The organism is Halorientalis brevis (assembly GCF_042678165.1).
Classification (GTDB): Archaea; Halobacteriota; Halobacteria; order Halobacteriales; family Haloarculaceae; genus Halorientalis; species Halorientalis brevis.
This window is the reverse complement of the sequence record NZ_JBHUDJ010000014.1, coordinates 312944-332757: the sequence shown is the minus strand read 5'-3', so window position 1 is coordinate 332757 and position 19814 is coordinate 312944. Positions and strand designations below refer to the sequence as shown.

27 protein-coding genes are annotated in these 19814 nt (G+C 64.9%); 11 read left to right on the top strand and 16 right to left on the bottom strand.

Features of this window, described 5'->3' with window-relative positions:
- Nucleotides 1-67: 67 nt before the first annotated feature.
- On the top strand, nucleotides 68-355 hold the full coding sequence (locus ACFR9U_RS18215) for a DUF7322 domain-containing protein (protein ID WP_247378568.1): 288 nt from the start codon (nucleotides 68-70) through the stop codon (nucleotides 353-355).
- On the opposite strand, the gene ACFR9U_RS18210 is transcribed toward ACFR9U_RS18215, so the two are convergent.
- Both ACFR9U_RS18210 and ACFR9U_RS18205 read right to left on the bottom strand, forming a co-directional pair.
- Complete coding sequence (locus ACFR9U_RS18210) at nucleotides 348-800, bottom strand: hypothetical protein (protein ID WP_247378567.1); 453 nt, start codon at nucleotides 798-800, stop codon at nucleotides 348-350. The two genes, ACFR9U_RS18215 and ACFR9U_RS18210, sit on opposite strands and share 8 nt — an antisense overlap.
- 78 nt (nucleotides 801-878) lie before the next feature.
- Nucleotides 879-1037: a ribbon-helix-helix protein, CopG family gene (locus ACFR9U_RS18205; protein WP_247378566.1), complete on the bottom strand. Its 159-nt coding sequence runs from the start codon at nucleotides 1035-1037 to the stop codon at nucleotides 879-881.
- Between the two features lie 173 nt (nucleotides 1038-1210).
- On the opposite strand from ACFR9U_RS18205, the gene ACFR9U_RS18200 reads away from it, so the two are divergent.
- On the top strand, nucleotides 1211-2125 hold the full coding sequence (locus ACFR9U_RS18200; RefSeq protein WP_247378565.1) for a J domain-containing protein: 915 nt from the start codon (nucleotides 1211-1213) through the stop codon (nucleotides 2123-2125).
- 8 nt (nucleotides 2126-2133) lie between these two features.
- Here the strand turns inward: ACFR9U_RS18200 and ACFR9U_RS18195 are convergent, their stop codons facing one another.
- Nucleotides 2134-2334: a hypothetical protein gene (locus ACFR9U_RS18195; protein WP_247378564.1), complete on the bottom strand. Its 201-nt coding sequence runs from the start codon at nucleotides 2332-2334 to the stop codon at nucleotides 2134-2136.
- Nucleotides 2335-2495: 161 nt separating this feature from the next.
- Here ACFR9U_RS18195 and ACFR9U_RS18190 point away from each other — a divergent pair, with 161 nt between their 5' ends.
- Complete coding sequence (locus tag ACFR9U_RS18190; RefSeq protein WP_379814892.1) at nucleotides 2496-3362, top strand: DUF726 domain-containing protein; 867 nt, start codon at nucleotides 2496-2498, stop codon at nucleotides 3360-3362.
- A gap of 47 nt (nucleotides 3363-3409) precedes the next feature.
- Nucleotides 3410-4684 carry a histidinol dehydrogenase gene (hisD, locus tag ACFR9U_RS18185; protein WP_379814890.1) on the top strand — a complete coding sequence of 425 codons (1275 nt, stop codon included), beginning with the start codon at nucleotides 3410-3412 and terminating at the stop codon, nucleotides 4682-4684.
- Here the strand turns inward: hisD and ACFR9U_RS18180 are convergent, their stop codons facing one another.
- A complete protein-coding gene (locus tag ACFR9U_RS18180; protein ID WP_247378561.1) occupies nucleotides 4685-5872 on the bottom strand; it encodes a DUF7344 domain-containing protein in 1188 nt (395 codons plus the stop codon).
- Between the two features lie 223 nt (nucleotides 5873-6095).
- Between ACFR9U_RS18180 and ACFR9U_RS18175 the strand changes: the two genes are divergently transcribed.
- Nucleotides 6096-6461, top strand: coding sequence for a HesB/IscA family protein (locus ACFR9U_RS18175; protein WP_247378560.1), 366 nt, complete (start codon nucleotides 6096-6098; stop codon nucleotides 6459-6461).
- A gap of 13 nt (nucleotides 6462-6474) precedes the next feature.
- Here ACFR9U_RS18175 and ACFR9U_RS18170 read toward each other — a convergent pair whose 3' ends face one another.
- The 4 genes from ACFR9U_RS18170 to ACFR9U_RS18155 are packed head-to-tail and all read right to left on the bottom strand — an operon-like array spanning nucleotide 6475 to nucleotide 9090.
- Nucleotides 6475-6675 carry a dodecin gene (locus ACFR9U_RS18170; protein ID WP_247378559.1) on the bottom strand — a complete coding sequence of 67 codons (201 nt, stop codon included), beginning with the start codon at nucleotides 6673-6675 and terminating at the stop codon, nucleotides 6475-6477.
- 56 nt (nucleotides 6676-6731) lie between these two features.
- Nucleotides 6732-7400, bottom strand: coding sequence for a DUF2238 domain-containing protein (locus ACFR9U_RS18165; protein ID WP_247378558.1), 669 nt, complete (start codon nucleotides 7398-7400; stop codon nucleotides 6732-6734).
- Nucleotides 7397-7993: a hypothetical protein gene (locus ACFR9U_RS18160; protein WP_247378557.1), complete on the bottom strand. Its 597-nt coding sequence runs from the start codon at nucleotides 7991-7993 to the stop codon at nucleotides 7397-7399. Before ACFR9U_RS18160 ends, ACFR9U_RS18165 begins: the two co-directional genes overlap by 4 nt.
- 47 nt (nucleotides 7994-8040) lie before the next feature.
- Complete coding sequence (locus ACFR9U_RS18155; RefSeq protein WP_247378556.1) at nucleotides 8041-9090, bottom strand: metal-dependent hydrolase; 1050 nt, start codon at nucleotides 9088-9090, stop codon at nucleotides 8041-8043.
- A 112-nt stretch (nucleotides 9091-9202) separates the two neighbouring features.
- Here ACFR9U_RS18155 and ACFR9U_RS18150 point away from each other — a divergent pair, with 112 nt between their 5' ends.
- Nucleotides 9203-10387, top strand: a complete 1185-nt coding sequence (locus ACFR9U_RS18150; protein ID WP_247378555.1) for a pyridoxal-phosphate-dependent aminotransferase family protein — start codon at nucleotides 9203-9205, stop codon at nucleotides 10385-10387.
- Here the strand turns inward: ACFR9U_RS18150 and ACFR9U_RS18145 are convergent.
- A complete protein-coding gene (locus tag ACFR9U_RS18145; protein WP_247378554.1) occupies nucleotides 10376-10690 on the bottom strand; it encodes a DUF7116 family protein in 315 nt (104 codons plus the stop codon). The two genes, ACFR9U_RS18150 and ACFR9U_RS18145, sit on opposite strands and share 12 nt — an antisense overlap.
- A gap of 83 nt (nucleotides 10691-10773) precedes the next feature.
- Nucleotides 10774-11013, bottom strand: coding sequence for a DUF5816 domain-containing protein (locus ACFR9U_RS18140; RefSeq protein WP_247378553.1), 240 nt, complete (start codon nucleotides 11011-11013; stop codon nucleotides 10774-10776).
- Nucleotides 11014-11132: 119 nt separating this feature from the next.
- Between ACFR9U_RS18140 and ACFR9U_RS18135 the strand changes: the two genes are divergently transcribed.
- Nucleotides 11133-12518, top strand: a complete 1386-nt coding sequence (locus tag ACFR9U_RS18135; RefSeq protein WP_247378552.1) for a bifunctional metallophosphatase/5'-nucleotidase — start codon at nucleotides 11133-11135, stop codon at nucleotides 12516-12518.
- 94 nt (nucleotides 12519-12612) lie between these two features.
- A complete protein-coding gene (locus ACFR9U_RS18130; RefSeq protein WP_247378551.1) occupies nucleotides 12613-13017 on the top strand; it encodes a universal stress protein in 405 nt (134 codons plus the stop codon).
- An 18-nt stretch (nucleotides 13018-13035) separates the two neighbouring features.
- Here the strand turns inward: ACFR9U_RS18130 and ACFR9U_RS18125 are convergent, their stop codons facing one another.
- Complete coding sequence (locus ACFR9U_RS18125; protein WP_247378550.1) at nucleotides 13036-14070, bottom strand: mechanosensitive ion channel family protein; 1035 nt, start codon at nucleotides 14068-14070, stop codon at nucleotides 13036-13038.
- A gap of 300 nt (nucleotides 14071-14370) precedes the next feature.
- Between ACFR9U_RS18125 and ACFR9U_RS18120 the strand changes: the two genes are divergently transcribed.
- Nucleotides 14371-14727, top strand: a complete 357-nt coding sequence (locus tag ACFR9U_RS18120) for a DUF8106 domain-containing protein (protein ID WP_247378549.1) — start codon at nucleotides 14371-14373, stop codon at nucleotides 14725-14727.
- A 13-nt stretch (nucleotides 14728-14740) separates the two neighbouring features.
- Here the strand turns inward: ACFR9U_RS18120 and ACFR9U_RS18115 are convergent, their stop codons facing one another.
- On the bottom strand, nucleotides 14741-15592 hold the full coding sequence (locus tag ACFR9U_RS18115) for an eIF2B alpha/beta/delta subunit family protein (protein WP_247378548.1): 852 nt from the start codon (nucleotides 15590-15592) through the stop codon (nucleotides 14741-14743).
- Nucleotides 15593-15722: 130 nt separating this feature from the next.
- Between ACFR9U_RS18115 and ACFR9U_RS18110 the strand changes: the two genes are divergently transcribed.
- On the top strand, nucleotides 15723-16064 hold the full coding sequence (locus ACFR9U_RS18110) for a hypothetical protein (protein WP_247378547.1): 342 nt from the start codon (nucleotides 15723-15725) through the stop codon (nucleotides 16062-16064).
- A 76-nt stretch (nucleotides 16065-16140) separates the two neighbouring features.
- Here ACFR9U_RS18110 and ACFR9U_RS18105 read toward each other — a convergent pair whose 3' ends face one another.
- Both ACFR9U_RS18105 and ACFR9U_RS18100 read right to left on the bottom strand, forming a co-directional pair.
- Entirely contained in the window at nucleotides 16141-16515 is a 375-nt protein-coding gene (locus ACFR9U_RS18105; protein ID WP_247378546.1) for a hypothetical protein, read from the bottom strand.
- 99 nt (nucleotides 16516-16614) lie between these two features.
- Nucleotides 16615-17058 carry a hypothetical protein gene (locus ACFR9U_RS18100; protein ID WP_247378545.1) on the bottom strand — a complete coding sequence of 148 codons (444 nt, stop codon included), beginning with the start codon at nucleotides 17056-17058 and terminating at the stop codon, nucleotides 16615-16617.
- Nucleotides 17059-17282: 224 nt separating this feature from the next.
- Here ACFR9U_RS18100 and ACFR9U_RS18095 point away from each other — a divergent pair, with 224 nt between their 5' ends.
- Nucleotides 17283-17435 (top strand): DUF1328 family protein, encoded by a 153-nt coding sequence (locus ACFR9U_RS18095; RefSeq protein WP_345893379.1) that lies wholly within the window; start codon nucleotides 17283-17285, stop codon nucleotides 17433-17435.
- Between the two features lie 12 nt (nucleotides 17436-17447).
- Here the strand turns inward: ACFR9U_RS18095 and ACFR9U_RS18090 are convergent, their stop codons facing one another.
- Together ACFR9U_RS18090 and ACFR9U_RS18085 are read right to left on the bottom strand one after the other, a co-directional pair.
- Complete coding sequence (locus ACFR9U_RS18090; protein ID WP_247378543.1) at nucleotides 17448-17630, bottom strand: hypothetical protein; 183 nt, start codon at nucleotides 17628-17630, stop codon at nucleotides 17448-17450.
- 104 nt (nucleotides 17631-17734) lie between these two features.
- Complete coding sequence (locus tag ACFR9U_RS18085) at nucleotides 17735-19675, bottom strand: PAS domain S-box protein (RefSeq protein WP_247378542.1); 1941 nt, start codon at nucleotides 19673-19675, stop codon at nucleotides 17735-17737.
- Nucleotides 19676-19814: the final 139 nt, after the last annotated feature.

Sequence of the window (19814 nt, the reverse complement as noted above, 5' to 3'; positions counted from 1 at the left end):
ACACGTCCGTCCCGTCCGGTTCGCGATCGCCCGTGTGGTTATCCCATCGCAGGCCGTAGGGAAGCTAATGCTCCTCGATCCGCTGTCCATGCTGGAGGAGGAGGAAGACCCGGAGTTCTCTGCGGAGTTCCAGGAGACCATCGAACGGGCTGATTCGGGTACCCTCTGGGCGTTCATCGCGGCCGTCCTCCTCGCACAGGCCGGCCTCTTCGCCGTCAGTCTCGGCGCGATGCTGATCTGGTTCCGGAACCAGTGGACGCTCGGCGGCGGCCTGGTCGGCGGCGGCGCAGTGGCGCTGGCGCTCACGGTGGGGATCTACTGGTGGCATCGGACGCGTTCGACGGGCGTCAGTTGAGGACCGCGTTGACGAACGGAACGACGCCGTCCGCGAAAAGCGCCATCGACAGATCGGTCGCCTGGGCGGTCAACTGGCCGGCGAGTTCCAGACTGCTCAGTGCGGTGAACACCGGGAAGGTCGCGACGCTCACCGCTGCGGTGGTCGCCGGGATGTCGCCGCGCGCGTGGCTGACCGGCCTGTAGTGTGGGTTCGAGCGGTCTCGCTGGACCGTCCAGTGGTCGGGGTATTCGCGGATCTGGAGGTGATCGCCGGGCGTATTCTCCCTGTAAACGCGGGTGGCGCCCTTGTGGATCGACCACGGGAAGTTCGACAGGCGGAGGTCGACCGACTGGGGGAGCGTCGGTTCCGCGACCTTCGGGACCCGGATCGTGGCCCCGTAACCGAAGCCGCGGATCGCAGCGATCGCCTGTCCCCACGAGTTCAGCGTCACGTCTCCACCCATGGGGACCTGTAGAGGCGAATGAAGTATAAGAACACCGGCGGTCCGAACCCGGCTGACCGGGTGTCGAGCGCACCTACGTCAGTCGTCGCGGCGTTTCAGCCATTCGTCGAGGAGGTCGCGGATCGCTGCCTCGCGGTTGTCTCTGTGGTGGGCGAAGGCGAGCTTGTCGATTTCCTCGAGTTCGTCTTCGTCCAACTCGATTGTCACCTCGTCCATGTCGAGGAAATTCTCGGGCATCGGTGATACCGCCGTCCGAGGGACGTAAATAACTGAGTCAGACGTCCGTCTGGCGTGCGTAGGACGCCGTCCACGACGGGGAACTGACCCGCCCGGTCGTGCGTTTCGGGCGTCGGTATCCGGGTGACATTTAACCTCCCTGAGTACGAACCACTGGACAGTAGCTCCCCTGCATGGCAGAGACGTTCTACAGCGTCCTCGGCGTGGACCCCGAGGCAGACACGGAGACCATCCAAGCGGCCTACCGGGAACTGGTGAAAACCCACCACCCGGACGTCAGTGACGAGGACGACGCTGTCTCTCAGTTCAAGCGGATCACACAGGCTCGGGACATCCTCTGTGACGAATCCAGCCGCAAACAGTACGACCGCGTCGGCCACAACACCTACGTCCGCCGGTACATGGACGGCAACGCCTGGACCGTCGACCACACGACGGATCCCGGGACCACGACGAGCAGTACCACGTCAGGCAGCGGGGAAACCACGGGCAGCGACTGGACGACGGATCGAACGGACGCCACTACTGAGAGCGCCACCGGAACCGCAACCGGGAACAGTTCCCGCTCGCAGGGTGGCACTGGGCGGTCACAGCGGACGAACGAGTCGGGGACCGCACACGATTACGACCGCTATCGATCGAACTACTCGGCCGAGGAAACGTACCAGTCAGGCCAGTCACGGACGGCGTGGCAAGACCGGGCCTGGACCGACGACTTCGACTGGTCGCCCGACGACGGAACGGCGACAGACGGACCCGGCTCCGGCGGGACGGGGTCTCACGAGCAGGCGCAGGCTGACGGCTGGCAGGCTGCACAGGCTGCAGCGACTGGCTACCGACCGTCCGGTCGCGAGTCGGCGAGCGCGAACGCTGACTTCGGCGCGAGCACGGGCACCGTTCGACACACACTCCGGGAGGTTGGCCCCTGGCTGGTGTTTCACTTCGTGTTCCTCGTCAGCGCGTTCGTCACCATCCTGCTGCTGATAAGCTGGAAAGCGACGTTCATGACGGTCTTCATCTCGTTGATCGTGCTGGGCGGGTCAGTGTTCTTCTCCGTCCTCCACATGATCTCGCGGATCTACTCCTGACGAGCCGGTTATTCGACTTCGACCCCGTCCACGGCGGCCTGGGCCTCTCTGATCGAGACGTCGCTCGTTTCGTCCCAGTTTAACTCGTTGTAAAGCGTGCAGTTCTCACACTGGTCGGAGAAGACGTCACGCTCCGTCGTGACGTTGCGCGCGTCGCAGTACGCACAGTGCCATACCTTCGTCACACCCCAGACGAACTCTGATCCCATATCTTTTCGTGCCGTCTCGGCCAGCAAAATTCCCTGGCAGACGACCGTCTGACGTGAGCCACCGGCTTCAGCACGCTCGAAGTTTAACAACCAGGTCGTTTCTGTTAATTCCATCAAATTAATACAGTAATTTGTGGTGTTGTGTCACGGGGGATGTGAACATGGACATATCGAGACGTGCGTTTCTCAAGACGACAGCGGTAGGCACAGCAGCCACCTGCGGGGTGGGGACCGCCTCGGCGACCGCAGCGAGCCGCTACGACTCCTACTCCGGAGTCGTCCGCACGCGCGACCACTTCGACATCTCGTTTTGGGGAGACGTGTACCGAACAGACGGTCACTCTCGGACGGATTACGAGACAACGGGGACGATACCCGGGATGACGGACGATTCCGAACCGTCGGAACTCGTGGTGTTCGTCCACGGCTGGAAGCACGACGCGGTCGAGGCCCGCGCGAAGTTCCGGAAGGTGACCGAAGCGCTCCGGGGACAGGACGTGAGCGCGCCCGTGGTCGGCTACTCGTGGGATTCCGAGGGAGAGACGCTCCAGTGGTGGGACTTCGTCGAGATTGCCGACCTGAACGCCGACAAACTCGGGACGTTCGTCCGTGACTACCAGGCCGCCAGTCCCGGGACCGACGTTCGCGTGATCGCACACTCGCTCGGTGCCAAGACCGTCGTCGAGTGTCTGGAGTTCTTCATGGACCGCGGCTACGACACGTCGATCAGATCGGTCGATCTGCTGGGCGGCGCGGTCGACGACGACGAGGTAGCAACGGGTGGCGAGTACGGCCAGGCCATCGCCGATCACTGTGAACACTTCCGCAACTACTACAAAACGGACGACGAGACGCTCGAGACGGACTATCGTCTCGCGGAGTGGGACACCGCCGTCGGTCACCAGGGGATCGAGGGCGAGGCCCCGCACAACTACGAGGAGTACGACGTCACCTACGTGACCGGTCACGACGACTATCCCAAGCCCGAGAAGGGCTGTATCCCGGACGTCGTCGGGAACTGGCAGTAGGGTCGCAGTTCGACAACCGTTTTTTACTCGCCTGTGTACGGGTGTGCATGAACGTTCGGGCAATTTCGGACCTCGGTCCCAACGAGCGGGCCGCGCTCTTCGACCGGGACGCCGGCATCGAGGAGATCCGCGGCGACGTCCGCGAGATCGTCGACCGGGTTCGAACTGAAGGCGACGTAGCAGTGCGCGAGTTCTCCGAGGAGTTCGACGACGTGTCGGTCGGGAATATCGACGTGACCGACGCGGCCGAGCGCGCGGCCGAGGAACTCGACGACGACATTCGAACGGCCATCGAGACGGCCGCAGAGAACGTCCGGACGTTCCACGAACGCCAGGTTCCCGAGGACTGGCGCGAGTCGTTCGACGGCCGCGAACTCGGCCGTCGCTACCGCCCGGTCGAACGCGCCGGCGTGTACGTCCCCGGCGGCACCGCCGCGTATCCCTCCAGCGCTCTCATGGGCGTCATCCCGGCGACGGTCGCCGCCGGCGAACACGTCGTCGTCACGACGCCGCCGGCCGAGGAACTGAACGAGGTCACGCTCGCGGCGATCCACGTCGCGGGCGCCGACGCGGTGTATCAGGTCGGCGGCGCACAGGCGATCGGCGCGCTCGCCTACGGGACCGAAACGGTCGACCGCGTCCAGACCGTCGTCGGCCCGGGCAACCGCTGGGTGACCGCTGCCAAGGCCGAGGTCCGCGGCGACGTGGAGATCGACTTCCTGGCGGGGCCGAGCGAGATCGCGATTCTCGCCGACGAGACCGCCGACCCGGAACTCGTGGCCGCCGACGTGGTCGCCCAGGCCGAACACGACACGCACGCTTCCGTGGTGGCGGTCACCGACGACGAGGAAACTGCTGAGGCCGTCGCCGACGAGATCGACGCTCAGGTCGGCGACCGCGACCGCGAGGAGACGATTCGGGGCGCGCTGGACAACGATGCCAGCGGCGTGTTCCTGGCGCGGTCGATGAGCGAGGCGGTCCTCTTCACCGAGGAGTACGCCGCAGAACACCTCGCGATCGTCGCGGACGACGACGAGGACCTGCTCGATCGCATCGACAGCGCGGGGAGCGTCTTCCTCGGCCCGTACTCGCCCGTCGCGGCCGGCGACTACGCGAGCGGCCCGAACCACGTCCTGCCGACGGGCGGCGGCGCGCGACGGTACGGCGGACTCTCGGTGGACACCTTCATGCGCTCGACGACGGTCCAGCGACTCGGCCGCGACGCGCTCTCGGACCTCTCGGAGACGATCACGACGCTGGCAGAGGCCGAGGGGCTGGAAGGACACGCAGAGAGCGTCCGCAAACGGTTCGACGGCGAGTGATTACAGCGGGAGTTGCGAGAGGACGTCGTCGCTCTGGCCGTCGAGGTGGTCGAGTCGGGCCCCGAGCGCTTCCCGCATGAGGATGACGAGCGGGTTCGCGTGGCCCTCGCCGGTCAGCGCGCGTTCCGTGTAGACGCCGTCGTCTCTTCGCTCACCGAGTGTGCCGAGCATCACCGCCTCTCGATCGACCATCACCAGTCGTCCGAGCGTCTCGTGCGTCGGTGGCAGGTTCAGCCAGTTCAGTTGCGGTTCCCAGATGGTCACGCTCGGCGCTTCCTCGCGAACGAGGTCGCGAACCGCCTTCGTCTGAGACCCCAGATAGACGTCGACGCCGCGGTCCAGTGCGTCGTGAAGCTTCTCGAGACAGCCCGGTTCGAGGAGCCCGTCCGTCGTCAGCATCAGGAACAGTTCGTCCTCGGCCCGGTCGAACAGCTGCTGACCGCGGCCGACGACGTTCTCGCGGCCGCGGATGGTCCAGACGTCTGCGCTCTCGGGAACTACCGTTTTTGCAGTCTCCGTGGTCTCCGCATCGAACTCGGGGACGACGTCAAGCAGTGTGAGCGCTGTCTCGTCGTCTACCGGCAGCCCCTCGTAAGACACGCGCTCGGTAGCGCGGTCGTAGCTCACGACGCCGTGCCCGTCGAGCTTGGGCAGGTGCGTGTGCGTGAGTGCGACGACTGCGTCGGTCTCGCTCAGATCACTGTTTCTCGTGACCGTCTCGACGAGAGTCTGTACGGTCGCCACGCCGTCGGTTCGGAGCGTCTCGATGAGCGTTCGCCGAACCTCTGAAGCCAGTGCCTCGAAGGTGACGTCTTTGGCGTCGTCGTCGGCAGGCAGGTCGAGCGCGGCCGAGACGAGGGTGTTTCCGGAGAGCGCTGACGTGTCGGACGGGACGACCAGCCCCTCGTCGTCGACGTCGACCAGTTCGTTCTCTCGGAGTTTCGGGAGGTGTTTGTGATGGAGGCTCGTCAGGACTGTCCGTCGCTGTTCGGTCGTCACTTCGTGGAGCGCGGTGTCACGTTCTCGGCTGGCGACGATCGTCGCGAGGTCCTGTTTGGTGACGCCACCTGTCTGTTCACGCAGCGTAGCCAGGACTTTCCGCGTGCGTCGATTCGCGAGCAGGTCGAACGCGTCCGTCGCCGGCAGCGGCCGTCGGGCGGGACCTTGGACGGAGATCAGGTCAGTCATGTAGTGGTTACTCGGAGAGATGGCCGCATCACGGTGATGCCAAAAGGATTAGGGTCGCCTATGGAACAGCTTCCCCCGGACCGCTCGATTCGCCGGTCGCTGCGGTTGCTGCTCCTGGTTACGGCTCTCCTAGTTACGTCGCGTGGGGGACACTGTTCGCTCCTAGCCGAGTGCGACTTCGTGGCTGAAAACAGTTAACAGGCTTCGGGAGCTATGCTGTCGTATGAGCGAACGCACTGCGCCCCCGGAGACCGACACCGAGATCGAGGTCACGGAGGCTGCTGCCGAGGAGGCCATCCGCCTGCTCGACAGCGAGGACATGGACACGGACGTCGCCGGACTGCGACTGTTCGTCCAGCAAGGCGGTTGTGCCGGCCTCTCGTACGGGATGCGATTCGACTACGAACCGGAGGACGACGACACCGTCTTCGAGCATCACGGACTTCGGGTCTTCGTCGATCCCGCGAGTATGGAGTACATCGGCGGGAGCCGCCTGGACTTCGAGGACGGCCTGCAGGGCGAGGGGTTCAACGTCGAGAACCCCAACGTCGTCTCGGAGTGTGGCTGCGGCGAGAGCTTCCGAACGTAACGAAACTCCCTGCTCACTCCGCGAGCTCGAAGGCGACCTCGACCTCGGCCTGGTACTCCCGGTCGGGCGCGTTGGCGATTTCGACTCCCAGCTCGTCGACTTCGACCCAGTAGACGTTGTCGAGCGTCGACTCCGCCCTGTCGAGCGCGTCGTCCACCGCGCCGTCGAAACTGTCTCCGCTCGTCCCGATCAGCGTGATTTTCTTGAACACCATCGCGTGTGGTACTACTTGGCATAGTGTGTTAAATCCCACACCTGCATAGCCAACGGTCAGTCTCCACGTGCCGACCGCCTGGTCTCGACGTACTCGGACACTGCGCCGACGACGTCGGTGAGGTAGGCAGTTCCCCAGGTCGCCACGATCACCGCGCCGATGGTGTTGAAAATGAGATCGAGCATCGTGTCTTCGAGTCCGTGTTGCGCGAGGATCGGCGGCCCGCCGGCGAGTCTGGCGAGTTCGCCCAGCGAGAACTCGATGACCTCCCAGAAGACGCCGAAAGCGATGACGAACAGCAGGATGAACACGAACATGAACTTCGGCGGGAGCTCCACGTCCTCGTCGTGCAAGTCGAACGAGCGCGCGGTGGCGTACCCGACGGCCGCGACCACGGACGCCGAGAGGGCGTGGGTCACGTGGTCCCACCCGGGAATGGTGCGGTAGAAGCTCCCGGTGCCGGGCAGGCCGATGACCCCGAGCGCGTGGAGGAACACGGCGCTGGTGATCCACAGGGTCAGCGCCGGGTCCATCGGCACCTCGTAGTCGCGTTCGAGCACCGGCGGGAGCTGTGTGACCAGAATGCCGACCCCGGTGTTGACGATGATCCCGACGTGTAACTCGTAGAGGCCGACGAAGAAGATCCCGATCAGCGACACTTCCATCAGCCAGGTCAGGCGTTGCTGCCAGACGACCGGGACGCCGAGATAGTCGCGGACCCTCACGGGAGCCTCACCTCCTCAGGAACCCGCCGTTCCGGCTGGGCGAAGCGGCGGAAATAGAACACGAACACGACGCCCGCGAGGACGCCGGCGATCGTCGAGGCGACGAACTCCAGCATCAGCGCGCGCTCGGACGTGAGGAAGCCGGTTCCCAACACGAGGTCCGCGCCCCAGCGCACCACGGCCCAGATGCCGGCGGTCGCCATCGTCGCGATGACGACGAACAGGACGGCGAACCCGTCGCTCATCTCGACGGGCGTGAACGCGTTCAGATCGACGGCGACCAGGAGCGCGAGTGCGGCGACGGAGAGGTACGTGGCGATTCGTCCCGTCACCAGCGTGGTCGCGAACAGTCGTCCGATCGTCGGGAGCGTCGCGAGCAAGACGACTTCCCACGGGGGCATCGTCCAGACGTTGCGCACGCTCAGCGCGGGAAAGACGGCGATGAGGACGACCGCTGCCGTGAACACCGTCCACAGCAGGTCGGTCGCGAGACTGCCGACGCTGGCGACGCCGACGAGACCCACCAGTAGCCAACTGAGGATCGCGTTGTTACGGTGGTCCCTGACGATCCGTCCCAACCCGGCAGTGCCCATGCCGGTCGCTTTCGACTACGGACTTGAAATGCTATCGCATGCGGCCGTCAGAGAAGGAGGTAGGTGATCGTGTATCCCGTCACGGCCAGGGTCACGGCCGCCAGTCCGGTGACGAACGCCGTCGGAACGTCCGCGACCGCCACCGGTCGGGCGCGGGGCAAGAGCGCGACGCGATCGCGGACCCGCTGTCCGGCGGTGCCGAGGTGGCTGCTTCCCGACTCGACGACCGCGCGGTCGACGCCCACGGAGCCGACGACGCCGACGGTCAGGATGCTGAAGACGAACGGTGCGGACGCGTCGAGGGTGGGCGCGGGGAGCAACAGTGCGGCGCCCGCGTACCCGAGGCCGACTGCCGCTCTGGGCGACACGTAGTCGCGGACCCGCTCGTCGTGGAGCGTCACGTAGGCGAACGCCGCCAGCCAGAACGTCGCGAGTTCGACGACGAACGCGCCCACGAGATTGATCGTCGGATCGGGATGGAGCGCGACGCGTGCGGGAACGAGCGTCGCGTCGAGCGGGTACAGGAACGCCGGCGGCGAGCCGGTGAACAGGTCCCCGAAGGGATGACTCAAGAGCCCGACCAGTGCCACGCCGAACGCCGGCAGTGGGGCGATGTCGCGCCGTGCGGCCACAGTGGTGATCGCGAGACCGACGACTGCGAAGACGGCCATGATCGTCCCGGCGAGGCCACCGGTGACCACCGTTGCAGACCCGACGATCCCACCGAGCAGCGCGAGCGCGGCCACGCCGATCGCAACCGCCTGCCCCGACAGGCGTCGATCGACGCTACCCCCGTCTCGGTGCAGGGCAGCCGTCCAGAGGCCGAAGGCGGTCGCAGCGACGACGCCGACGACGAGCGAGTGGGTGACGACCCGGTGGACGACGTTCCCGGTCTGCCAGAACGCCTCCGCGGCCGCGAACGCGCCACTGGCACCGCCGAGCAACCCCACGGGCGCGTACACCATGTCGACGTCCGGGAGGGTCGCGAACCCGCCAGCCAGGACGGCCAGTGAGAGCGTCTGATCGCGAGTCAGTCCCCCACGACGCCCGACCAGCGCGACCAGGGCGAACGCGAGGAGGCCGTGGCCGATAAACATCAACCAGTTTTCGAGATCCGGACGCATAAGCTATTCGTGGTATCCGTTGTCGCTCGCCGTGGGGGCTGTTGTCTCGAACCACTTTTGGTGATGGCCAGCGCCAAATTGACACATGGAACGACCGAGGGTAGGGGAGTTAGCGCCGCCGGACCGGCTGTTGATGGGACCTGGTCCAAGCGAGGTGCATCCGCGCGTGCTCCGGGCAATGAGCACGCCGCTCGTCGGACACCTCGATCCGTCGTTCATCGACGTCATGGACGACGTGCAGGACCTGCTGCGATACGCGTTCCAGACCGAGAACCAGTGGACGATTCCGGTGAGCGGGACCGGATCGGCGTCGATGGAGGCTGCCATCGGCAACCTCACCGAACCTGGTGACACCGTGCTGGTGCCAGGGAACGGCTACTTCGGCGAGCGCATGGCCGCGATGGTCACGCGCGCCGGCGGGGACCCGGTGTTCGTGGAAGCTCCGTGGGGGGAGCCGCTCGACCCGGTCGCCGTCGAGGACGCGTTCACCGAGTACCGGCCGGACCTGTTCGCGTTCGTCCACGCCGAGACGAGCACGGGGGCGAAACAGCCGAACGTGCCCGAACTGACCGCGATCGCTCACGATCACGACGCACTCGTGATCGCGGACACGGTCACGTCGCTGGGCGGGGTCGAGTTGCGCGTCGACGAGTGGGGCATCGACGTGGCGTACGCTGGCCCGCAGAAGTGCCTCTCCTGTCCCCCGGGAGCCAGTCCGCTCACGCTGAACGACCGCGCGATGGCGAAGATCTGCACGCGCGACACGCCCGTCCGCTCGTGGTATCTCGACCTGTCGCTCCTCCAGGAGTACTGGGGGGACGAGCGCGCCTATCACCACACGGCCCCGATTACGAACGTCTACGCGCTCAGAGAGGCCCTCAGGCTGGTCGCCGAGGAAGGGATCGAGAACCGGTGGGAGCGCCACCGGCGCATGGCCGGCGCGCTGAAAGCCGGCGTCGAAGCCATGGGACTGGAACTCAACCCCGAGGACGACTGGTGGCTGCCGAGTCTCAACGCCGTGCGCCTGCCCGAGGGCGTGGACGACGACGCCGTCATCGCCTTCCTGCTCGAGGAGTACGGAATCGAAGTCGCCGGCGGACTCGGTGATCTCGCGGGCGACGTGCTCAGAATCGGCTGCATGGGCCACAGCGCCCGCCCGGGAAACGTCCTGACGCTGGTCGCGGCGCTGGGTGACGCGCTCGAAGCCCAAAACGCCGCCGTCGAGACGAGTGCAGGACTCGACGCGACCAGAACGCTCCTAGGCAGGTAGCGGCTGCGGGGCGTGGTACACTTCGTACTCGCCGTTTTCGTCGGTTCCGATGACCGCCCACTCGTAGCTGGGATCAGTACTGGTGAGGTGTTCGTGTACCTCGTCTGCCCGTTCGTGCCAGGTAACGAAACACCGAAGGGAGCCCGACTGTGGCGTCTCGGCCGGCCTGTCGACTGGAGTGACCTGGACGACGCGCCACTTCCGCTGTGCCCGAAGCTCTGTCCCGTCTGATTCAACCACGTATCCCAGGTCGGTAAAAATGGTCTCTGCCTTCTCGGCTAGTGACGTGGTAACGGTCGCCATCTGGGAACAGTTACCACCCCACGGGTCTTAAGCCTATCCTCCTGACAGTGAGTCTGAAAGACGGCGGAGCGGTCGCGAGAGCGTCACTCGTGGGCCGCGTCCCACTCGTCGGCTTTGCGGAGGTTTCGACAGCCGTTGCACTCGATGCGGCCCATCGCGTCCATCGCGGTGTCGAACGACTCGCAGTTGCTACAGAAGTATCCCCACTTTTCGTCGCGGCTGCTCGACGTGTAGACGACGTAGAAGGGACCTTTCGAACCGCGCTCGACCGCCTCGTGGTCGACGTAGAGCGTCTCTCCGTCCTGGGTCGTCCGTGCTTGCATGGGCACAGGTAAGAGACGGCGTCCTAAAGCCTTGGCTGTCCACGTCGGGGCCTGTGCGTGGTATTCACAGCCACGAGCGTCCGAAGGGGATTTGACTGCCGAACTCGTAGTGACCTGTCATGCCTGCCCGTCTCCTCCACTACTCTGATCTCGAAAACGGCTACGACGACCCGACGCGACTCGGGCGTCTGGCCGGTCTCGTCGCCGACCGGCGCTCCCCCGACACGGTGGTCGTCGGCACCGGCGACAACACGGCGCCCGGCGTCCTCTCTATGGTCGAAGAGGGGCGACAGGCGCTGGATTTCTTCGAAGCCGTCGACCCTGCGGCCGACACCTTCGGCAACCACGACTTCGACTACGGGCTCGACGCCATCCGCGAGATCGTCGCGGACTCCCCACAGACGTGGGTGAGCGCCAACGTCGAACTGGACGGCGACACCTTCGGCGAATCCGTCGGCGTGGTCCCCTCTACCGTCGTGAACGCCGACGGGGCTGCGGTGGGACTGGTCGGCGTCACGGAACCGAAGACGGCGTCGATGTGTCCGGGAGCGACCGACCTGACCTTCACCGACCCTGTCGCAGCAGTCTCGCGCGAAGCGGAGTCGCTCCGCGCGCAGGGGGTCGACGCCGTCGTCGTCCTCTCGCACCTCGGCGGTGACGACGACGAACTGGCGCGCGAGACCGACGTGGACGCGATCCTCGGCGGGCACGTTCACTCCGAACGCGTCGAGCGCGTCGACGACACGATCCTCACCCGCCCCGGCGCCAACGGGCACACCCTGCTGGAGATCGACCTCGAGGCCGGCACCGTGGACCGCCACGCCGTCCAGGACGGTCCAGTGGACCAGTCCGTCAGGACGGCGCTCGCAGCGCGGCGCGACGCGACGGGCCTCGACGAGGTCGTCGGCCACGTTTCGGACCCGTTGATCCGCGACCGCGACCGGAAAGGTCGCGGCGAGTGTCGCATCGGTAACTTCATCGCGGACGCCTATCGCTGGGCCGCCGACGCGGACGTGGGGCTCCAGAACTCCGGTGGCATCCGGGAGGGAGACCCGCTGCTCGGAGAGGTGACCGTCGCGGACCTGGTCAGCGTCGTCCCGTTCGACGAACCGGTGACCGTCGCCGAACTGACTGGGTCGGAACTGCGGCAACTCTGCCGACAGGCGGACGGCTGGCAGTTCTCGGCCTTGCCGGATCGCTGGCACGCGCACGTGAGCGGCCTCTCGATCCGCGAAGACGACAGCGGCCAGATCACGGCCACGATCGACGGCGGACCGATCGCCGACGACGAGACCTACACCCTCGCGACCTCGGACTACCTGTTCCACACGGACCACGAGTTTCCGGTGCTCGACGGGCACCACCGGGTCGAGTCGCTGGACACACAGTACGAGATCCTGGCGGCGTACGCCCGTCAACGAGGAATCGACCCGGAGATCGAAGGCCGGATCGTCCGTGCTGCCCACGAGACGTCCGACCAGCGAGTCGGCGAACCGATCGATTGAGCCGATCTGTTGGGCTGTCGAACTGTGGAAATCGACCGCAAGCCGCTACCTGAAGGGAAAAACTTGACACGCCCCGGCAGCGTCACCACGACCGATGACACAGGTCGTCGTGCCAGTGCGGTACCCGCTCTCTCCCCACTCGAAAGCCACGCTCTCGCGGGCGCTCGACGTCGCCGACGAGCACGCTGCCGATCTGACGGTACTGCACGTGAATCTCTTTCACAGCAGTCAACGCGTCTCTCGGACGGAGCTGAAACGCGCCGTCGAATCGGAGTTCGGCCACATTCCTCACGCCCGATACGTCGTCAGGTCGGGGCTGCTCGTCGAGGAGACGATCCTCGAAGAGGTCGCCCAGCAGCAGGCCGACATCGTCGTCATCGGCGAGAAGCAGGCGAGTCGCTGGCGCCGGATGATCCGTCGTCTCGTCGACGACCCCGACATCGAGCAGTTCCTGCAGAACGAGATCGACGCCCAGATCATCACGGCGTCGGTGTCGTGACCGACTCGCTACGTCGGATCACTGTCCGTCTCCTTTCTGCCCGCCGTTCGTTCCCAACCGGTCCGTCGGAACGGTGGCGGTTTCGTCGCCCGTCCCGTCCATCCTGACGCCCATGTGACCGCTGGTTTCGTCGAAGACGTGGTGCTGGTGCGGATACGGGATCTCGACGTCCGCGTCGTCCAGTCGTTCCCAGACGTTCGTCTGCACCGCTGACTTGATCGCGGGCAGTTTGTACGGGTCCGTCACCCAGTACATTAAGCGAAGGTGGACGCCGTGGTCGCCGAACGTATCGATGTAACACTTCGGCGCGGCCGGATACCGCGCGCTGCCGATCCGGATGTCCGGGCCGCCTTCGATGACGCCGTCCACGTCGCGCGCGGCCTTCTCCATGAGCGTCCGGGCTTCGGCGAGGTCGCCCTCGTACGTGACGCCCATCTCGAGTTCGAGCCGCATTCGGGCGTCCTCTGCCGAGTAGTTGACGACGTCTCGGGACCTGATTTCGCCGTTCGGGATGACCAGGAACGTGTTCTGGAGGGTGAATATCTTCGTGTAGCGCAGCGTGATGTCGTCCACGAAGCCTCGCTGACCTGTATCGGTGATCTCGACCATGTCGCCGATCTCGTAGGGCTGGTCTGCCAGCAGGAACACGCCGCTGATGATGCTGCCGACGATGGGTGCGAGCACGACACCGAGCACAGCCGTGAACACCGTGACGGAGAGGGCGATATTGCCGAGGTTGAGCCCGTAAATGCGCATGATCGTCAACAGCGCGAAGAGGAACACCGAGCCGCGGATTCCGCGCAGCACGGTCCGAGTGATACTCGGCCGCCTGAACCGCCGGGCGACGCGCCTGCCGACCAGTTTGATGATGAACCGCGAGACTGCCCACGCGATCACCAGCACCAGCACGGTCGCGATCAGGTCGGCGGCCCACCCCGGCAACTGGAACGGGAGCCACTGGAAATTCGAGAGCGTATCGCTCGCGTCGCTGGACGGGACGTTCCCCGCCTGCAACGGGAGCGGTGCAACTTCGCTGACCTGCGGCTCCGTCATCACTTAACAGGTTCACTCGAGGCACGTCTAAATAGGTTGTGCAACCACCGCTTCACCCTGACCATCACCACCTACCTGGCGGTAAGTATCGCTTACCAACGGAACTCCGCTCGTAAATACTCCCCGGGATATCAGGCAGGACAAATAGTTTACAAACGCCGATCTCTGCGTGAGAATGTTTGTGTATGTGGTCACGTACTGCGATTATACTGCGGCTATGGGGTGTATACCCTCCGATATGTATACAATTTAAGCAAAACGCCGACAGGTCTTTTGCGCTCGGGTTCCTCCCTTCGAACGATGACTTCCCCCGATGGCCGCCAGGTCCGGTCCCCGCGAACGAGGGACGAGCATGCACCGCCCCCGAGAACGCGTAAGGCGGTCCTGTTCTGCCCGGACTGCGAGTACGAGGACCTCGTCGACGGGAACTGGGAGGAGCGCGACGACCGTACCGATCGCGTCAGAGAACTCGTCTGTCCGCAGTGTGACGCCGTGGTGACTGGTCGGCCACTCCCCGAGGACAGGGAGGCACCGCTCGACTACGACGATCCGGGTCGGGACGAGCAGTTCGACCCCTGGCGACGGCTCTGGGCGTCGACGCTCCGGTTCTGGGTCAAATTGCCGCCGAACGCGGACAGTCTCCGCCGCGCGAACTGACTGGAGTCACCCGTCAGTACTGTTGCTTGCCTTCGTCGGTGACGACCGAGTCGAGTAGTCGCGTCGGCGTCGCGTCGTAGGCCGGGTTCTCGACGGCGAATCCCTCTGCGGGTTCGCGCATCACTTCGCTCGGCGAGCGAATCTCGTTCTCGAAAGCGAACCCGCCCTCGATGATTTTCGCGCCCGAGCCGATGACCGTCATCGGGACGCCGACGTCGTCGGCCGTCGCTGCGATCGGGTAGGTGCCGATCCGGTTGTACAGCGTGTCCTCGACGATGCAACTCATGCCGGTGACGACGCGGTCACACTCCGGGAGGAAGTGACCTGCGGCGCTGTCGACCAGGAGGTGTGCGTCGATCCGATCGATGCCAGACAGCACGCGGGCCGTCTTCCGGCCGAGATATCGCGGCCGCGCCTCGGTGACGTACACGTCCAGATGCGTTCCCGACTGGGCAGCCCGTTCCAGCGCCTCCAGCACTGTCGAGGAGTAATCGTGGGTCAGCACCGTCATCCCGTCCTCGAACAGTTCCGCGCCGTGTTCGGCTGCCCGGCTCTTCCCGCGCTCGATGGTGTCGACGACCTCCGCGATGGTGTCGGCCAGGACGTCCTGTGCTGCGTCGACGGAGTCGACGTCGGCCTCGTCCACGGTGTCGACGATCTCCAGCATGGCGTTCTGGAGTGAGGCGTGGGACGGGTTCGCCCGTCGGAGAGCGCTGGCGTTGCGCTCTAGCGTCCGCTGGAACTCCTCGACTGTCGGGTAGTCGCCGTCGGTGAACTGCCGGAGCGCGTCGGCGGCTTTGACGGCCACGACCGACGAGGAGTGGGTCTGCATCTGCTCGATCTCCTCGACCGTCTCGTCTATCATACCCCCACGGTCGGTGCCTCACGGGAAGTACCTTCTGGACGCACAGACGGCTTCCGGCGGGCGTTGCCGGGTCCTGGGATGCCACAGTCTCCCACGGTGCACTGAAGCCGCTCGCATCCCTACGGTTCGCATGGTCGAAGTGACGTATCACTGCCCGTACTGCGGGGCCGTCACCGGCGTCGAGCGCGAGGGCTATCTCGACGACAAGTGCGTGACCCGCGAACCCCTGGCTGGCTGGGAGTACGCGCCCACGACCGGCGACGTGGAAGCGGCCGACGGCATCGAGTTCGTCTGTCTCGGCAACGCCGGTTCGGGGCAGGCAGTGGGAGCGGGCGGCGCGAACGATCCGGACCCGGAGCGCGACGGCTGTGGCCGAACGTTCTATCTGAGTTTTCTGAAGTACGAGGACGGAACCCCCGTCGATCACCGGACGCCGGACGTCGATCGCCCGCGGTTCGATTTCAGCCCCTGACGCCGCCACCGGCGGAGCGGATTGCGGATCGGGCGATACGGTTGGCTGACCGTCGATCGCTCAGCAGCCGGGGCGGTTACTGGTCCCGGGGACTCTGTTGCTGAGTCCGTTGTTCCTGCTCTTGCTGGCCCACTCGATTTGCTTCCTGGTGTGGCTGTCTCGCCTGCCCCGGTTGCTGTTGACCCTGGCCTCGCTGCTGTGGCGGGACTGTCTGTCGCGTCCCCATCGGCTGCTGTTGGACTCCCTGGGTGGACTGTCGCTGCATGGCCCGCTGCCGAGACTGTTCGATCTGGCCGATGAGCTCCTCCGTGAGGACGTACTGGAACTGGTTGTGTGGGAGGTATCCGATGGTTTTCTCGCGCTCCTGATCCTCGAAGAGGACGACGCCGCTGTCTACCACTTTCAGTCCGCCGATGTCGATCTGTGTACCGTCGTTCAGGACGACTCTCATTGCGTTCGTGCCTCCACACAGAGGTCTAAAGGCGTTATTTCGAGCGGGCTACGTGTCAGTCCATAGCCGTGACGGGCCCGGGTTCCCTGCCCGATCCGGTCAGCTCGGGAGTGAGTCACCCTGGGCTCGGATCGCACGGTCTGCGTACCAGAGTATCGAGAAGTCCTGGGGACTCGGAAGGGCACAGGCGAGCCACCCGATCACGGCTGCGGTCCCGACGAGATTCCCGCTCGCAACGGGGTCCGGAAGCACTCCGGCGAGCATGAGGACGACGGGAACGGACATGCAAAGCGGCATCATCGCGGCGATACGTAGCGACCACGGCGCACTGCCCTGACGGACTCCCAGCGGCCTGACGGACGCCAGCGCCCCGAACAGTCCGTGATAGGTCTCGCCGTCGGCAGTTGCCGGCAACCAGGAGAGTTCGTACGGGACGCCGAACGCCCGGAGCGCGAGCGCGTGTGACCCCTCGTGAACGACGGTCCCGAGAGCGACTGTCACGACCAGAGTGACGCCCGCTGCGACCAGTTCGACGGAACTCATACACCACCCGACATGCTTGGAGAGTCGCTTTGCTGTGTGCGTATCAATCCTCTGGTTCCTCGGGGCCGTTCCGGAACCCTGGATATGCAGGCCGTGGACTCTCCCCCGTCCGGGGCGGAGCGTGACGTGGTCATGTCCGCCAACAGGGCCACCGCACAGCTCGTCAGACGGGTTCGTCCCACTCCCGAAACGACTCCCCAGAACGGGGTGCGATAAGCATGGCGCTGCTCGAACTCGCCATCGGTTTCTTCATCCTGGCGCTCGTCGCTGGCGTCCTCGGCGCCGGCGGCGTCGCCGGCTTGTCGATGGACATCGCGAAGTGGCTCGTCGTCGCCTTCGTCGTCCTGGCGATCCTCTCGCTGGTGTGGCCCGGCTAGCCCCCAGGGCGCCTACCTGTTCGCACCGCCCCGTTTGCGGATCGACTCGATCCGTTCCCGCGGGTACCATCGCGTCTCTCCCGACTGCTCCACTTCGACCCACCCGGGATAGATCGTCACTGACACCTGCTGGAGTTGCTCCCCGTTCGTGAACGTCACCGCGACGTTGGACTGTTTCTTGAGAGACTTGGACATCTGAATCCCCACCGTTCCGTTCGACCCGGTCGGACGTAAATCAGCGGGCGAGCAGTCGGAATTGATCTCCCATTGGGGGCTGTCGGTTAGATGACACGTATCGTTCACTCTGCTCGCTGTAACTTCACTGCGAACACCGCACCTTCGGGAGGTCCGTCGCTCGACTGGGCGTTGCTGGCAGTCGCTGACTGGTTGGTTTCGCACTCCTGGGTCGTGCGGTCTTCGACCCACACGTCCCCACCGTAGGTATCGACGAGCGTGTGAACGAGATAGAGGCCGATGCCGGTCCCATCGCTCTCCAATCCTTTCTTCCCCTTCCCGAAGATCTCTGTTTTCCGGTCGTCGGGGACGCCCGGACCGTTGTCGGCGATGCGGACGACGACGGTGTCGTCGTCCGCTGTCACACGCACGGAAATCTCGGCAGTGGGAGCGTCGTTGTGCTGGACGGCGTTTTTCAGGATGTTTCGGAACACGGAGTCGAGCATCTCCGTTGCCCGGACGCGCACGGCTGGAATCGGGTCTGCGACGGTGATCGCCACGTCGTCGTACGTCGACCGGATCGTCTCGAGTTGGGATTCGAGCGCCGGACGCAACGGAACCGGCGAGGGTTCGGTCTCGGCCTGGAGCATCACCTCGGCGAGGTCGCGCGCCGTCTTCGTCAGGCCGACTGCGTTGCGTGCGCTCTCGAGCGCCGTCTCGACGTGCGACCGTCCTTCGTCGTCGACGAGGTCCCGCAGCAGTTCCACGTACGAGAGCACTAACTGTAGGTCGTTGCGGATGTCGTGGCGCACCACCTGGTTGAGGACTTCGAGATTGTCCCGCTGCGTTTTGAGTCGCCGTTCCAACTCCTTTTGCTCGGTAACGTCGCTGTTGATCGCGACGAATCGCTCGATCTCGCCGCCCTCGTCGAAGATCGGCGCGATCGTCTGGTCGACGACGAACTGCTCGCCGTCTTTCCGCTCGTTGACGATCTCGGCGTGCCAGATCTCGCCGTTCTTGATCGTCGTCCACAACTGCTCGTAGAACGACTCGTCGTGCTCTCCGGACTTGAGAATCCGGGGATTAGTTCCCAGTGCCTCGGTCTCGGTGTAGCCGGTTATCTCCTCGAACGCCGGATTGACGTACTCGATTCGACCGTCAGTGTCGGTGATGACGATGGAGTGACCGGCGTGCTCGACCGCCTCTTTGTATCCACGGAGGTCACGCTCGCGCTGGACGCGGTCGAGCGCCGCCGTCGCGTTCGCACACAGGGCGTCGACCAAGAGCCGATCCCGATCGGTGAAGTCGTCGGGTTCGGTCGAGGAGACGAGGACGACCCCGTGGCCATCCAGCGGAACGATGAGCTCACTCCGGAACGGCGTGTCAGAATTGTAGCGGTCCGAGGTGGCCCACAAATCGCTGAACTCTTGTGTGGTGTCGTCAGTAAACACGTCCCAGGCGAGGCTATCGGAGCCTAGCGTCGGCGGTTCGCCGATGTCGGTCTCGATGTCACCGCTCCAGGCGACTGGAACGAGCGCCTGCGAACTGGCCTCGTATAAGTGCACGCCGACTCGCGACATGCCGAGTATCTGCTCGCCGGTCGTCACGACCTGCTCGGCGATCTCCGTGTCAGTCGTACTCGTCATCAACGCTCGGATGGCGTACTGTAGCGCTTCCATCCGCCGCTCGTGGGATTTGCGCTCGGAGATGTCTTTTCCCACTGCCATCGCGGCGACGATCTCGCCGTCGGGCCCAGTGACGGGTGCAGTAGAGATACTGACGTCGACCAGGCTGTCGTCTTTCCGCTGGCGTTTCGTTTCGCGTCCCGTGACCTCGTTCCCTCCGAGTACGTCCTTGATCGTCGATTCGTACGCGTCCCGCTTCACTTCCGGGACGGCGGGGTTGGGCTCACCGAGCGCTTCCTCGGCCGTCCAGCCGAAGATCTCTTCGGCAGCAGGGTTCCAGTGTGTCACGGTCAGCGACCGATCGACGACGACTATCGCATCGGGCGACGCCGTGACGACTGTCTCCCAGTTCTTGAGAGTGTCCGTCTGATGCGATTTCATGCCGATTGATCACGTTCCTCAACGCGGTTCTTGTCAGAACTGAACGTGATCATGCTACTCCTCGATAGAGTGATCCCGTTGATATATCTATCTGTTACCTACTGGTGAGGTCCTCGAAAGGGCGCGAGTATTTGCGGGA

What these genes read in the sequence shown, in the direction of transcription:
- ACFR9U_RS18160 (WP_247378557.1), bottom strand. Translation starts at nt 7,993, where the DNA reads ATGGGCACTGCCGGGTTGGGACGGATCGTCAGGGACCACCGTAACAAC.
- ACFR9U_RS18110 (WP_247378547.1), top strand. Translation starts at nt 15,723, where the DNA reads ATGGTCGAAGTGACGTATCACTGCCCGTACTGCGGGGCCGTCACCGGC.
- ACFR9U_RS18090 (WP_247378543.1), bottom strand. Translation starts at nt 17,630, where the DNA reads ATGTCCAAGTCTCTCAAGAAACAGTCCAACGTCGCGGTGACGTTCACG.
- ACFR9U_RS18205 (WP_247378566.1), bottom strand. Translation starts at nt 1,037, where the DNA reads ATGCCCGAGAATTTCCTCGACATGGACGAGGTGACAATCGAGTTGGAC.
- ACFR9U_RS18100 (WP_247378545.1), bottom strand. Translation starts at nt 17,058, where the DNA reads ATGAGTTCCGTCGAACTGGTCGCAGCGGGCGTCACTCTGGTCGTGACA.
- ACFR9U_RS18180 (WP_247378561.1), bottom strand. Translation starts at nt 5,872, where the DNA reads ATGACTGACCTGATCTCCGTCCAAGGTCCCGCCCGACGGCCGCTGCCG.
- ACFR9U_RS18170 (WP_247378559.1), bottom strand. Translation starts at nt 6,675, where the DNA reads ATGGTGTTCAAGAAAATCACGCTGATCGGGACGAGCGGAGACAGTTTC.
- ACFR9U_RS18195 (WP_247378564.1), bottom strand. Translation starts at nt 2,334, where the DNA reads ATGGGATCAGAGTTCGTCTGGGGTGTGACGAAGGTATGGCACTGTGCG.
- ACFR9U_RS18135 (WP_247378552.1), top strand. Translation starts at nt 11,133, where the DNA reads ATGCCTGCCCGTCTCCTCCACTACTCTGATCTCGAAAACGGCTACGAC.
- hisD (WP_379814890.1), top strand. Translation starts at nt 3,410, where the DNA reads ATGAACGTTCGGGCAATTTCGGACCTCGGTCCCAACGAGCGGGCCGCG.
- ACFR9U_RS18105 (WP_247378546.1), bottom strand. Translation starts at nt 16,515, where the DNA reads ATGAGAGTCGTCCTGAACGACGGTACACAGATCGACATCGGCGGACTG.
- ACFR9U_RS18155 (WP_247378556.1), bottom strand. Translation starts at nt 9,090, where the DNA reads ATGTTTATCGGCCACGGCCTCCTCGCGTTCGCCCTGGTCGCGCTGGTC.
- ACFR9U_RS18190 (WP_379814892.1), top strand. Translation starts at nt 2,496, where the DNA reads ATGGACATATCGAGACGTGCGTTTCTCAAGACGACAGCGGTAGGCACA.
- ACFR9U_RS18085 (WP_247378542.1), bottom strand. Translation starts at nt 19,675, where the DNA reads ATGAAATCGCATCAGACGGACACTCTCAAGAACTGGGAGACAGTCGTC.
- ACFR9U_RS18130 (WP_247378551.1), top strand. Translation starts at nt 12,613, where the DNA reads ATGACACAGGTCGTCGTGCCAGTGCGGTACCCGCTCTCTCCCCACTCG.
- ACFR9U_RS18145 (WP_247378554.1), bottom strand. Translation starts at nt 10,690, where the DNA reads ATGGCGACCGTTACCACGTCACTAGCCGAGAAGGCAGAGACCATTTTT.
- ACFR9U_RS18210 (WP_247378567.1), bottom strand. Translation starts at nt 800, where the DNA reads ATGGGTGGAGACGTGACGCTGAACTCGTGGGGACAGGCGATCGCTGCG.
- ACFR9U_RS18125 (WP_247378550.1), bottom strand. Translation starts at nt 14,070, where the DNA reads ATGACGGAGCCGCAGGTCAGCGAAGTTGCACCGCTCCCGTTGCAGGCG.
- ACFR9U_RS18215 (WP_247378568.1), top strand. Translation starts at nt 68, where the DNA reads ATGCTCCTCGATCCGCTGTCCATGCTGGAGGAGGAGGAAGACCCGGAG.
- ACFR9U_RS18175 (WP_247378560.1), top strand. Translation starts at nt 6,096, where the DNA reads ATGAGCGAACGCACTGCGCCCCCGGAGACCGACACCGAGATCGAGGTC.
- ACFR9U_RS18120 (WP_247378549.1), top strand. Translation starts at nt 14,371, where the DNA reads ATGACTTCCCCCGATGGCCGCCAGGTCCGGTCCCCGCGAACGAGGGAC.
- ACFR9U_RS18150 (WP_247378555.1), top strand. Translation starts at nt 9,203, where the DNA reads ATGGAACGACCGAGGGTAGGGGAGTTAGCGCCGCCGGACCGGCTGTTG.
- ACFR9U_RS18115 (WP_247378548.1), bottom strand. Translation starts at nt 15,592, where the DNA reads ATGATAGACGAGACGGTCGAGGAGATCGAGCAGATGCAGACCCACTCC.
- ACFR9U_RS18140 (WP_247378553.1), bottom strand. Translation starts at nt 11,013, where the DNA reads ATGCAAGCACGGACGACCCAGGACGGAGAGACGCTCTACGTCGACCAC.
- ACFR9U_RS18200 (WP_247378565.1), top strand. Translation starts at nt 1,211, where the DNA reads ATGGCAGAGACGTTCTACAGCGTCCTCGGCGTGGACCCCGAGGCAGAC.